General features: G+C 63.5%; 8 protein-coding genes. 6 read left to right on the forward strand and 2 right to left on the reverse strand.

Annotated elements, in window-relative coordinates; genetic code table 11:
* Positions 1–407: 407 nt before the first annotated feature.
* From imuA to ABIC76_RS00025, 5 genes are all read left to right on the forward strand, one after another.
* Entirely contained in the window at positions 408–1,364 is a 957-nt protein-coding gene (gene imuA / locus ABIC76_RS00005; protein ID WP_354532522.1) for a translesion DNA synthesis-associated protein ImuA, read from the forward strand.
* Positions 1,297–2,880, forward strand: a complete 1,584-nt coding sequence (locus ABIC76_RS00010) for a Y-family DNA polymerase (protein WP_354532523.1) — start codon at positions 1,297–1,299, stop codon at positions 2,878–2,880. The genes imuA and ABIC76_RS00010 overlap by 68 nt, the downstream gene beginning before the upstream one ends.
* A 6-nt stretch (positions 2,881–2,886) precedes the next feature.
* Complete coding sequence (locus tag ABIC76_RS00015; RefSeq protein WP_354532524.1) at positions 2,887–6,126, forward strand: error-prone DNA polymerase; 3,240 nt, start codon at positions 2,887–2,889, stop codon at positions 6,124–6,126.
* Positions 6,127–6,653: 527 nt separating this feature from the next.
* Positions 6,654–7,187: a helix-turn-helix domain-containing protein gene (locus ABIC76_RS00020; RefSeq protein WP_027678870.1), complete on the forward strand. Its 534-nt coding sequence runs from the start codon at positions 6,654–6,656 to the stop codon at positions 7,185–7,187.
* Between the two features lie 147 nt (positions 7,188–7,334).
* Complete coding sequence (locus ABIC76_RS00025; protein ID WP_354532525.1) at positions 7,335–8,492, forward strand: SLC13 family permease; 1,158 nt, start codon at positions 7,335–7,337, stop codon at positions 8,490–8,492.
* Here ABIC76_RS00025 and ABIC76_RS00030 read toward each other — a convergent pair.
* Positions 8,489–9,322, reverse strand: coding sequence for an aldo/keto reductase (locus ABIC76_RS00030; protein WP_354532526.1), 834 nt, complete (start codon positions 9,320–9,322; stop codon positions 8,489–8,491). The genes ABIC76_RS00025 and ABIC76_RS00030 overlap by 4 nt on opposite strands.
* A 130-nt stretch (positions 9,323–9,452) precedes the next feature.
* Here ABIC76_RS00030 and ABIC76_RS00035 point away from each other — a divergent pair, with 130 nt between their 5' ends.
* On the forward strand, positions 9,453–10,358 hold the full coding sequence (locus ABIC76_RS00035) for a LysR family transcriptional regulator (protein WP_354532527.1): 906 nt from the start codon (positions 9,453–9,455) through the stop codon (positions 10,356–10,358).
* A 55-nt stretch (positions 10,359–10,413) separates the two neighbouring features.
* Here the strand turns inward: ABIC76_RS00035 and fusA are convergent, their stop codons facing one another.
* Positions 10,414–12,516, reverse strand: a complete 2,103-nt coding sequence (gene fusA / locus ABIC76_RS00040) for an elongation factor G (protein WP_354532528.1) — start codon at positions 12,514–12,516, stop codon at positions 10,414–10,416.
* Between the last annotated feature and the right edge of the window lie 118 nt (positions 12,517–12,634).

The raw sequence follows: 12,634 nt of genomic DNA on the forward strand, positions 1-12,634 counted from the left end.
GAACAGGACCGTGAAACGACTCCGCGCCGATGATAGTGCGGATTCCCGTGTGAAAGTAGGTCATCGCCAGGCTCTCCATCTAAACACCCCAGCTCTCCCCAAGAGCTGGGGTGTTTGCCTTTGCGCGCTCCGATTCGATACTCAGCTCCTCCTGGCGCATCCTAGGCCCCCGGAGTCAGAGCCCAAACCTCCCTGCCAAATCCCATTTAAAAGTGATCTTTACGCCAATTTTATTGGCAAGGGAAAGACCATCACTTTTCGCGATGTTCGTTTCGAATCACCTCGATGCCAATGCTTGAGGGGGGCTATCGCTGGCTCGCGACACATTCGCAAAACTAGGCTGCGTTGAAGAAAAGTTGTGATACTGTATATTTATACAGTATTCATCGGCTTGCCTTGGCGTTTCCATGTTTGCGTTGTCCCCGTCTCTTTCCATCGCCGAAGGTGTGGCGGAATATCCCGTCGCCGCTGGGCACACGGCGCCTGCCTCTCGTCCGGCTGCACGGAAAGCTCCGGCGGTGTTATTGCCAGAAACGCTGCATCCGGCGTTGTGGAATGCAGGCCATCTGGCGCGAGGCGACGGACGTGTTCTGGCCACTGGATATGACGCGTTGGATGCTGAGCTACCTGGCGGTGGTTGGCCTCTCGGTGGATTGACCGAGCTGCTGTGCCCGCAATCCGGTATTGGTGAATGTCGATTGCTGCGCCCGGCGCTGTCTACGCTCAGCATGAACGGCCGCCGCATTGCGCTGGTCGCGCCGCCGCATCTGCCGAATGCAGTGAGGCTGGTGGGCTGGGATTTTTCTCCTGAACAAATCGTCTGGGTGCGTGCTGGCGAGTCGGCTGATCTTCTATGGGCCGCCGAGCAGCTTCTACGCAGCAAGGCTTTCGATGGCGTGCTGATCTGGTTGAGCCGGGCACGTCCAGGGGCGTTGCGCAGGCTGCAAGTGTTGGCACAGGCCGGCGAGAGCGCCATCTGGGTGTTTCGGCCGGCTCATGCGCAACGAGAGTCGTCGCCGGCGGTGCTGCGGCTGGGGCTGGAGCCGGCTGGCGCCGATGCTCTGTCCATCCTTTTTCATAAGCGGCGCGGGCCGTTGCGTGAATCTCCGTTGCTGTTGCCATTGGCGGATCCGCTCCGGGCCGGTCGCGCCTCCGTGCGTCCGTTGCCTGTTCCGCCCGTCGAACCATTCATCATGGATCCGGCCACGGCGAAATTGCTGGCCGCGCTTTCGTCTCCTTCGTCTTCTGTGGCGTTCGACGCTTTGTCGGACGTTTCCGATCCAAACACTCCCGATCATGCCGTTCTGGATCGCGGTGCATCTGCCCCGTCTCCCTCTCGACGCGCTTCGACCCCGGTGGTCTGATCTGGCCGCGCTGCCGTTGCCGGTGGTGGTGCTGGAGCAGGAGCGCGTGGTATCGGCCAACCGTTTGGCGATGCGCGAGGGCGTACACGCGGGCCTGCGTCGGGCGGGTGCCCAGGCGCTGGTGCCGCACGCTATACAGCTTGATCGTGACGTAGCGGCCGAGACGCGGTTGCTGCAATCGCTGGCGCTGGCGCTGCTGGCATTCACGCCGCATGTCACGTTGGACGTGGCGGATGAGGCGACCGTGTTGTTGGAGGTGGAAGCCAGCTTGCGCCTGTTCGGTGGACATCGCGCGCTGTGTCGGGCGGTGAAGTATTGCGCGGTTCGGTTGGGCGCCATGCCGCAGCTTGGTACCGGGCCGACGGCACGCGGCGCGGCATGGCTTGCCAGTGCGCGGCCGGCGCCGATGCGTGGCCGTCGTCGCACGGCAGGGCGTCACGGGCGCGCGAGGAGGGCGGTTCGGCAGGAGCGGCTGTCGGCGTTGCTTGATCAATTGCCGATCGATGCGGTGGCGAGACTCACGCGGCCCGATTGGCTTGAAGGCCTCGGCTGCCGCACGCTGGCCGATTTGCGGGAGTTACCACGTAGTGGCCTGCGGCGGCGCTGCGGGCCGTTGCTCGTAGATACGCTCGACGCGGCATATGGCAACGGGCACGAAAGCTTTACCTGGTTTACCGCGCCGTTGCGCTTTGATGTGCCGTTGGAATTGTCTGGCCGCATCGATAACGCGGAAGGTGTGCTGGCCGCCGCGGAGCAGTTGTTGTTGCAGCTGGTCGGTTGGCTGTCGGCGCTTCAACTGGGCGCCAAGACGTACCGACTCACGCTGGAGCACGAACGCCGGCGCGGCCGGAGCGGTGAAGATGCCGCCTCCTGCACGCCGGTGGAGATCGCGCTGGCGCAGCCGGTTCGCACGCTGGCGCACTTGTCGCGGGTGCTGCACGAGCGCGTGCATCGGCTCACGCTGATCGCTCCGGTGGTCGAACTGCGTTTGACGGTGACCGACGCTATGCCGCTCGCGCCGCCTACGGAATCGCTGTTTCCCGAGCCCGGTGGTCGCGCTGAAGACGCTGCACGCTTGATCGACACGCTGATCGCACGGCTGGGTGCCGAGAACGTACTTCATCCGCAGCCGTGTGCCGACCATCGCCCCGAGCGCGCCAACCACTGGGTCGAGGTGAATGCCGCGACCACCGCGCAGAGCCGTGCCGCCGCGCGTCAGGCATTGGCGCAATGGCATGCGCAGCAGCCGGAGCGGCCGCTGTGGCTGCTGGAGAAGCCGATCCCGCTGCTGACACGCCAGCATTATCCGTATTACCGAGGGCGGTTGCGGCTGGTGTCGATGCCTGAGCGTATTGAATCCGGCTGGTGGGACGACGATCTCATCAAGCGCGATTACTTCATCGCCGAAGGAGGAAAAGGCGAGCGTTACTGGGTGTATCGCGAGCGCGTTTCCGCAGGCGCGGCCAGCGCGGGAGATGAGGACGCCCGCTGGTATCTGCATGGTTTGTTCGGCTAAGCAGTCATGACTTCGGCCACGCCATTTCCCACGCTGCCTGCCTATGCCGAGCTGCATTGCATCAGCAATTTCACGTTCCTGACCGGCGCGTCGCATCCGCACGAACTGGTGGAGCGCGCCAAGCTTTACGGTTATGAAGCGCTGGCCCTGACCGACGAATGCTCTGTAGCCGGCACCGCGCGAGCGCTTGTTGCCTCCAAGGAGTATGAGCTGAAGCTCATCATCGGCAGCCGCTTTACGGTGCGCAATGCCGATGGCGAACCCTGGCTGCGGCTGGTGCTGCTGGCGCAGAACATCGAGGGTTACGGCAACCTGAGCGAGATCATCACGCATGCGCGGCTGGCTGCCCCCAAGGGCGAATACCGCTTGCTGGCCGACGATTTGGCCGCGCCTAAAGGGGACCTTGCCCACCTGCGCGGCGCGCCCGATTGCCTGGCGATTCTGTTGCCCGATTACGATCCTGATCCGCAGCAATTGCTGGCGCAGGCGTGGTGGTGCCAGCGCGTGTTCGGTGATCGACTATCGATTGCGCTGGAGTTGCCGCTGCGGCACGCGGATGACCGCCATCGTGGCACGGTCGCGGCGGTGTCGGAACAAATCGATGTGCCCATGGTGGCGACCGGCGGCGTGCAGATGCACACGCGTCAACGCAAGCCGCTGCACGACGTGCTGACCGCCATCCGGTTGTCCAAACCGCTTTCCGAGTGCGGTTTGGAACTTGCGCCCAGCGCTGAACAGGCGATGCGCACGCGCGTGCAACTCTCGTTTCTCTATCAAGGCGAGCGTGGGAAGAAGATTCTGCGTCGGACGGTGGAGTTGGCGGCGTTGTGCAATTTCTCTCTCGACGAGATCGAATACGAATATCCAAGCGAAGTCGTGCCGGAGGGCATGACACCGGCCGAATACCTGCATGCCGAAACGCTCGCTGGTGCCGCACGACGCTATCCAAATGGTGTGTCGGAGAGGGTGCGCGAGCAGATTCAGGAGGAACTCGGACTGATTGCCGAACTGGGTTACGAGCCGTTTTTCCTGACCGTCTATGACGTGGTGAAGTTTGCGCGCAACGAGGGGATTCTTTGCCAGGGGCGCGGCTCGGCGGCCAACTCGGCGGTGTGTTATTGCCTGGGGATTACCGAGGTGAATCCGGACAGCGGCAACACGCTGTTCGCACGCTTTCTTTCGCGGGCGCGCAATGAGCCACCCGACATCGACGTCGATTTCGAGCATCAGCGTCGCGAAGAGGTCATCCAGTACATCTACAAAAAATACGGTGTGACACGCACCGCGCTGGCAGCTGCGCTCATCACCTATCGCACGCGTAGCGCATTGCGTGACGTTGGCCGCGCGCTCGGCATCGACCTGGGCATCATCGAGCAGGTGGCCAAGGGGCAGGCGTGGTGGGACAGCCGCAAGGAATTTACGCAGCGCGCAGGCCAGCAGGGGCTGGATCCGGAATCGCCGCTGGTGCTGCGCTGGGCTCAGTTGGTGGACCAGTTGCGTGGTTTTCCGCGCCATCTGTCGCAGCACGTGGGCGGGTTCGTGATTGCGCAGGGCAAGCTTTCGCGCCTGGTGCCGATCGAGAACGCCGCGATGGAAAACCGCCGCGTCATCCAGTGGGATAAAGACGATCTCGAATCGCTGCGCCTGCTGAAGGTGGACGTGCTGGCGCTGGGCATGCTGACGGCCATTCGCCGCACGCTCGATATGGTGGATGCGTTGCCCGGACGGCGCGAGCACTACGGCGCGACGACCAAGCTCGCCATGCAGAACCTGCACGATGGCGATACCGAAACCTACGACATGATTTGCCGCGCCGAGACCATCGGCGTGTTCCAGATCGAATCGCGCGCGCAGCAATCGATGCTGCCGCGTCTGCGCCCGCGCGAGTATTACGACCTGGTGATCCAGGTGGCGATCGTGCGGCCCGGGCCGATCCAGGGCGGCATGGTGCATCCGTATCTGCAGCGGCGAGAGGCAAAGCGCAATGGCAACACCGATTGCGTGACTTACCCCGGTCCCGAGGTGAAAGCCGTGCTCGAACGCACGTTGGGTGTGCCGATCTTCCAGGAGCAGGTGATGGAGATCGCCATGAAGGCCGGAGATTTCACTCCAGATGACGCAGACCGCCTGCGCCGCGACATGGCCGCCTGGAAGCGCAAGGGCAATCTCACGCAGCATCAGGAGCGTCTGGTGCATGCGATGGTCGAGAAGAGGGGCTACGACCCTGCCTTTGTCGACGCGCTGTGCAAACAGATGGAAGGTTTTGCCGAATACGGTTTCCCCGAAAGCCACGCGGCAGGCTTTGCCAAGCTGGCTTACGTCAGCAGTTTCCTGAAATGCCACGAGCCGGCGGCGTTTTTTGCGGCGTTGCTCAACAGTCAGCCGATGGGGTTCTATTCACCCTCGCAACTGGTGCAGGAGGCGCGGCGCAGCCATGTGCGCGTGCTGCCGGCGGACGTGACGGCCAGCGTTTGGGACAGCACGCTGCATCTCCGCGCCGATGGCGAGGTCGGTGAGAATGGCCTGGTGCAGCCCGATATCCGCCTCGGGTTGAATCGCATTCGAGGCATGCGCAAGCCGGCTGCCGAGCGCATCGAAGCGGCTCGCGCCCAGGCGCCATTTACCAGTGTGGAGGATCTCGCCCATCGTGCCGCGCTCGACCGTCACGACCTGAACGTGCTGGCCGCAGCCAATGCGCTGAAGTCGCTGGCCGGCCACCGTCGTCAGGCGCTCTGGCAAACGCTCGCCCTGCAGGAGCCCGGCCACGATCACGCGCTGCTGCGGCAGGCCCGTCCGGTGGAGGCGCCGCTCGAGCTACCCGCGCCGCCCATTGGTGAAGAGGTGATGGCTGATTACGGCAGCCTTGGTTTGTCACTGCAGAGCCATCCGCTAAAGCTGCTGCGCGCACGGCTCGAACGTATGCGTTTTGCTACTGCGGCCACGCTGGCCGGTTATCGCAACGGACAATTGGCGCGCGCTTGCGGCATTGTCACGGTGCGGCAGCGACCGGGCACAGCCAACGGCACGATCTTCGTTTCCATTGAAGACGAAACAGGCGCCATCAACGTCATCCTCTGGCCCCACTTGATCGAGCGTCAGCGGCGCGAAGTGTTGAACGCCCAACTGCTGGGCGTCTACGGCAAGTGGCAATGTGAGCGCGAAACCCGTCACCTTGTCGCCCAGCATCTGGTGGATCTGACCCCACTTTTGGGACGGCTCGCCACTTCTAGCCGCGATTTCCATTAATCCGGCCCCCTCCCACAACTGCCCGTCGCATCACCTCCGGCACGGCAATTGCGTGATGAGAGGCACGCGCCGTCGCCTGACCGTGACGCAGGAGGCTCAAGCGGTTCTCTCCCGCCGAGCCCCCTCCGATTGGTGGATAGGGCAAGCGCGGATCGACGAAACGTGGTGCGGGTGCAAGGATTTGCGCTTGAGGGATCACAAAAATGGTCTGCCAAGCGAAGAAAGCGGCATCTACGAGGGAACTGACCCTCAAGCCGCCTTGTCACCATAAACATGGTGGATGAGATGCGCTTTCATCACGCGTCGATATTGGGTGCAGTCGAAATTACGTCTACTCTGTAGAAAACACATCACGGAGGCCACCCCCAAAAACGTGTGCAACGGCGTGCATAGATCAGACGCATGCCGTCGTCGCGCTGTGTATGACGGCGGATGAAGGTGCAGTTCAACCCAATCCGCATATTTTCAGCCCATCGTTCGGGTCCAGACCCGGCGGTGTTTCCCATCTCAGGTGCAGGAGCGAACAGATGGAACAGCCTTTCAAGCAGTTACACAGTCTGCGCAAGTCGCGCAAGCTCAAACAGGAAGATGTCGCCAAGATGGCCGGTATCTCTCGCGAAGCGTATCTGCGCGCGGAATCCGGTCGTGCCGATCCCCGCCTGTCGACGCTGATGGCCGTGGCCGGCGCGCTGGGGCTGGAGGTCGTTCTGGCTCCGCGCGAAGCCGTCGCCGAAATCGAGCGCGTGATCGCCAATCACCCGGCTCAGCCGACGCAAGGTGGCGGCGGGGCGGATGCCGGCCACGAGCGATCGGAGCACGGCTCGGTGGGCGGCACGGGCGGCGGTCATGGCCTGGCTGGCCAATATCGCGGGCCGGAGCGCCATCCGCAGTCGGCGTATCATCCGGGCGCCTCGCATAGCCAGGCTGGCCAGCAAGGTGCACCGCATGCCGGCGGCAGCGCAGAGGACCGCTCTCGCATGACGTCCTCGGACCGGCCAGGTGCAGGCGGTTCGTCGGGTGGCTCAGACCGTCCGGGCGGTTCGGGTTCGCGCGAATCGTAAGCGAAGTCCTTTGGTAAGCGGCCGGGCACGTGTTAGCGCGCCCGGCTCGCAATTGAGCGCAAGAGGCAGCCGCTCTACAATCGGCCTGCAAACTGCGCTCCGCTGGTTTGTGCGCGCCCGCGCCAACGTTTCCTTTTTTTTCCTCGTATGCACGGCGATCCGCCACGCAAGCACATGGCGCAAGCCGTGCCCCAACACCCGCCGTTCTGGCACAACCTCAAGCAAGACGTTTTCTTTTGGGCGCTGCTCGTCCTCTGCGGCGCGCTGACCCTCGTAGCGCCCAAGCGCATCGTTGAATATCCGTCGCTGATTGACTGGCACACCATTGCGGCCTTGGCCGGCTTGCTCATCCTGACCAAAGCGGTTGAGGCCAGCGGCATGCTGCAGTTGCTCGGCCGCCGGCTCGTCGAAGTGGTCAGCAGCCAGCGTGTGTTGGCCCTGAGCCTGGTAGCGGCTTCGGCAGCGCTGTCGACCGTGTTGACCAACGATGTGGCGTTGTTCGTGATCGTGCCGCTCACCGTGGGTTTGCGGCAGGTCGCCAGTCTGCCGGTGGCGCGGCTGGTGATATTCGAGGCGCTGGCGGTCAACGCGGGCTCGGCGCTCACGCCGATCGGCAACCCGCAGAACCTCTTCCTGTGGCATCAATCGGGGCTGTCGTTTGGTGCGTTCGTCTGGCAGATGACGCCAATGGTCGTACTGCTGATGGCCTTGCTGCTGGTTGTGACGTGGCTGGCCTTTGCCTCGCACGAAATCCACCTGCATGCCGAAACCGCTGACGTGGAATTGCACAAGCGCCTGCTGGTGCCCGCGCTCTTGCTGTACGTGCCGTTTCTGGTGCTGACCGATCTGGGTCACCCGTTGGTGGCGGCAGCCGGGTTGATCGTCCTATACCTCATCGGCGCGCGCTATGTGCTGGCGCGGGTGGACTGGGGCCTGCTGCTCGTGTTCATGCTGATGTTCATCGACCTGCGGCTGGTGGCGCAGCTTGGCATCGTGCGGCAGGCGCTGGATGCACTGGCGTTGAGCAATCCGATGCATCTGTACTGGGCGGGTATTGGCGTGTCGCAGATCATCAGCAACGTGCCGGCGGCGATCCTGCTGGCCGAGTATTCGCATGACTGGCCGATGATTGCCTTTGCGGTCAGCGTGGGCGGATTCGGCACGCTTATCGGGTCGTTGGCCAACCTCATTGCGTTGCGCATGCTGGGCGATCGCCGGGCGTGGTGGGTGTTTCACGCGTACTCGATGCCGTTTCTACTGGCTGCGGCGGGCATCGTGTACGCGTGGCTGATCTGGCTGCGTTAGGCCGGCACGGCATCCCAATCCGGCGCAAAGGCCGGTTGGACGTAACGCAGCGTCTTTGGCAAGGCGGCAATGGCGGCACGATCGGCGTCGTCCAGGCGCAGCCGCAGTGCGTCGAGGTTTGCCTGCTGGCTTTCACGCCGCTCGGCCTTGGGGATGGCGATCACATCGGGCTGGTCCAGCAACCATGCAATAGCCGCCTGTGATGCCGACGCGCCATGCTTGCGGCCAATCGCCTGCAGCGTGGCATCTTCGGCCGCGCGCCCCTGGGCCAGCGGCGCGTAGGCGGTCAGCGGAATGCCCTTGCCGCGCAGGTAGCCCAGTAGCGCCGATTGGTCCAAAAACGGGTGGTATTCCACCTGCACGCACGCCAGGGGCGCACCAATTGTGTCGATGGCGGTTTTGAGCATCGGCAGGTTGAAATTACACACGCCAATGGCCCGCACGCGGCCGCTTTCACGCAGCGCCATCATCGCTTCCATCGTTGCCGCCATGTCCATGCCGGGCGCGGGCCAGTGGACGAGATACAAGTCGACGTAATCGAGTTTCAGCTTGGCAAGGCTCTGCTCCAACGCCAGGGGAACGGCGCGCGGCGCAAGCTGGTCATGCCAGACCTTGGTGGTGACGAACACCTCTTCGCGCGGCAGGCCCGAGGCGGCCATGGCCGCGCCGACAGCGTCTTCGTTGGCATACATCGCGGCGGTGTCGATGTGTCGATAACCGAGCGCCAGCGCGCTCTCGACGGCGGGTTGGCACACGTTGCTGGCCATGCGGAATGTGCCAAGCCCCAGCCGGGGAATGGAAACACCTTGCGTCTTCAATGCATGTTGCATGCGCGGCTCCTTCGGTTGTCATGAACGATGGACGGCCATGGTGCCGATTGCCGATCTTTGAATAAAGTGTGTACCATGCAAATCATTCGTGAAAAAACTCCCGTAATAGCTACGGAAGGAAAGGAATTGCATGACGTTCGATGGGCAATTGTTCTCCGGCATTACGCTGCTGGCGGCCGTCGTGGAAAGTGGCAGCTTCGTGCGCGCGGCCGATGCGCTCGGGTTGTCCCCGTCCGGAGTGAGCCGCGCCGTCAGCCGGTTGGAAGCGCGCATCGGCGTGCGGCTGATTGAGCGGACGACGCGTTCGCTCACGCTCACCGACGAAGGCCGCCGCCTCTACGAACAGGTCAGCCCACACCTGACGGGCATCGCCGACGCTGCGGCAATGGCCTCCGGTGCGGTGGGCGCGGTGCAGGGGCGCTTGCGGGTGAATGTCGATCCGTTTTTTTCGCGGATGGCCCTCGCGACGCCGGTGGCCGGTTTTCTGGAGCGCCATCCGGACTTGTCGCTGGAACTCATCATGCGGGACGACGTCGGCGATCTGGTTGCCGACGGGTTCGATCTGGCGATTCGCTTCGGGCCGCCGCCCGTGGGTTCGTTCGTGGCGCGCAAGCTGGTCGAGACGCGCATCGTGACGGTGGCATCGCCGGATTACATCGCACGGCGCGGCAAGCCGGCGCACCCGCGCGATGTGCCCTCACACGAGCGCATCCTGTTCTACAACCCGGTGACGGGGCGCCCGTACGAATGGGAGTTCTGGCGCCAGAATGAACGCATCGAGATCCGGCCCGCCGGGCGGTTGATGGTGTCCGACGTGCGTACGATGCACGCGGCATGCGTTGCCGGCGCCGGCATCGCCCAGGTGATGGCGCTCGGTACGGAAGCGTTGCGGCGCAGCGGTCAGCTGGTCGACCTGTTCCCTGATTGGCCGGACGAGCGCTTTGCGCTGTACGCGCTGTATCCGTCGCGCCGTTACCTGCCGGCGAAGGTGCATGCGTTTATCGATTTCTGCGTAGAAAACCTGCCTGCGGGCTAACGCACAAAGCACTGCGGCCGCGCTAGGCGGCCGCAGCGGATCAAGCAAAAAAACGTCAGACCTTCTTGGCTGCCATCACGGCTTCCGACACGTTGCGCGGTGCTTCAGCGTAGTGCTTGAACTCCATCGTGTACGTCGCGCGGCCCTGGCTGAGCGACCGCAGGTTGGTGGAGTAGCCGAACATCTCCGCCAGCGGCACCTCGGCGTGCACGACCTTGCCGCCGCCGCCCGGAATGTCTTCGGTGCCTTGCACCATGCCGCGCCGCGATGACAGATCGCCGATCACGTTGCCCATGTAGTCTTCCGGCGTTTCCACTTCCACGGCCATCATCGGTTCAAGCAGGATGGGACCGGCCTTGCGCATGGCCTCTTTGAACGCCATCGAGCCAGCCATGCGGAACGCGTTTTCGTTCGAATCCACATCGTGGTACGAGCCGAAAGTCAGGCGCACCTTCACGTCCACCACCGGATAGCCCGCCAGCACGCCCGTGTTGAGCGTGTCACGAATGCCTTTGTCCACCGCCGGAATGAACTCGCGCGGGATCACGCCGCCCTTGATCTCGTCGACGAACTCGTAGCCCTTGCCCTCGTTCGGCTCCAGCGTGATGACCGCGTGGCCGTACTGGCCCCGTCCGCCCGATTGCTTGACGAATTTGCCTTCGACGTCTTCCGCGGCCTTCTTGATGGTTTCGCGGTAGGCCACCTGCGGCTTGCCGACGGTCGCTTCCACGCCAAACTCGCGCTTCATGCGGTCGACCAGGATTTCCAGGTGCAGCTCGCCCATGCCCGAAATGATGGTCTGGCCGGATTCCTCGTCCGTCTTCACGCGGAACGACGGGTCTTCCTGCGCCAGTCGGTTCAGGGCGATGCCCATCTTTTCCTGGTCGGCCTTGGTCTTGGGCTCCACAGCCTGGCTGATGACGGGCTCAGGAAATTCCATGCGCTCCAGCACGATGACGTGTTCCGGATCGCACAGCGTTTCGCCGGTCGTCACGTCCTTCAGGCCGACTGCAGCCGCGATGTCGCCGGCCAGCACTTCCTTGATCTCTTCGCGCTGGTTGGCGTGCATCTGCAGGATCCGGCCCAGGCGCTCGCGCTTGCCTTTGACCGAGTTGTAGACCGTGTCGCCCGAGTTGATCTTGCCCGAGTACACGCGGAAGAACGCGAGCTGCCCGACGAACGGGTCGGTCATGATCTTGAAGGCGAGGGCGGCGAAGGGTTCGGTGTCGCTGGCATGGCGCTCGAGGGGTTCGTCCTTCTCGCCGTGGCCCTGGATGGACGGAATGTCCACCGGAGACGGCAGGTAGTCAACCACCGCATCCAGCATCGCCTGCACGCCCTTGTTCTTGAACGCGGAGCCACAGAGCATCGGCACGATCTCGCCGGCAATGGTGCGCTGGCGCAGGGCGCGCTTGATCTCGGCCTCGGAGAGCGTCTCGCCGCCAAGATATTTGTCGAGCAGCGCTTCATCGGCCTCGGCAGCGGCTTCGACCATCTTGTCGTGCCATTCCTGCGCGGTGGCCTTCAGCTCCTCGGGAATGTCGGTGTATTCGAACTTGACGCCCTGGCTGGCGTCATCCCACACGATGGCCTTCATCTTGACGAGGTCGACCACGCCGCGGAAACCGTCTTCCGCGCCAACGGGAATCTGGATCGGTACCGGGTTGCCCTTCAGGCGATCGCGCATCTGGCGCTCGACGCGGAAGAAGTCCGCACCGATGCGGTCCATCTTGTTGACGAACGCGATGCGCGGCACCTTGTACTTGTTGGCCTGGCGCCAGACGGTCTCCGACTGCGGCTGCACGCCGCCCACGGAGTCGTAGACCATGCATGCGCCGTCGAGCACGCGCATGGAACGCTCCACCTCGATGGTGAAATCGACGTGGCCCGGGGTGTCGATGATGTTGATGCGGTATTCCGGGCGGTCCCCCGCCATGCCGCGCCACATGCAGTGCGTCGCGGCGGACGTGATGGTGATGCCGCGCTCCTGCTCCTGCTCCATCCAGTCCATCGTGGCCGCGCCGTCATGCACCTCGCCTATCTTGTGATTGACCCCGGTGTAGAACAGGATGCGCTCGGTCGTGGTGGTTTTGCCGGCGTCGATGTGCGCCGAGATGCCGATGTTGCGATAGCGCTCGATGGGGGTCTGGCGGGGCATGATGTTTCTCTTCCGTTGAAGGACACTCGCATCGCCGACTCCGCACCATGCGAAGGGCGAATGTGCGAGTGGGAACACATTATAGGATCGGTCCTAACCCATCGCATGTAGGGGTATT

It is taken from the genome of Ralstonia sp. 1138 (assembly GCF_040544795.1).
Lineage (GTDB): Bacteria > Pseudomonadota > Gammaproteobacteria > Burkholderiales > Burkholderiaceae > Ralstonia > Ralstonia flatus.

What these genes read in the sequence shown, in the direction of transcription:
- ABIC76_RS00020 (WP_027678870.1), top strand. Translation starts at nt 6,654, where the DNA reads ATGGAACAGCCTTTCAAGCAGTTACACAGTCTGCGCAAGTCGCGCAAG.
- ABIC76_RS00035 (WP_354532527.1), top strand. Translation starts at nt 9,453, where the DNA reads ATGACGTTCGATGGGCAATTGTTCTCCGGCATTACGCTGCTGGCGGCC.
- ABIC76_RS00030 (WP_354532526.1), bottom strand. Translation starts at nt 9,322, where the DNA reads ATGCAACATGCATTGAAGACGCAAGGTGTTTCCATTCCCCGGCTGGGG.
- imuA (WP_354532522.1), top strand. Translation starts at nt 408, where the DNA reads ATGTTTGCGTTGTCCCCGTCTCTTTCCATCGCCGAAGGTGTGGCGGAA.
- ABIC76_RS00015 (WP_354532524.1), top strand. Translation starts at nt 2,887, where the DNA reads ATGACTTCGGCCACGCCATTTCCCACGCTGCCTGCCTATGCCGAGCTG.
- ABIC76_RS00025 (WP_354532525.1), top strand. Translation starts at nt 7,335, where the DNA reads ATGCACGGCGATCCGCCACGCAAGCACATGGCGCAAGCCGTGCCCCAA.
- fusA (WP_354532528.1), bottom strand. Translation starts at nt 12,516, where the DNA reads ATGCCCCGCCAGACCCCCATCGAGCGCTATCGCAACATCGGCATCTCG.
- ABIC76_RS00010 (WP_354532523.1), top strand. Translation starts at nt 1,297, where the DNA reads ATGCCGTTCTGGATCGCGGTGCATCTGCCCCGTCTCCCTCTCGACGCG.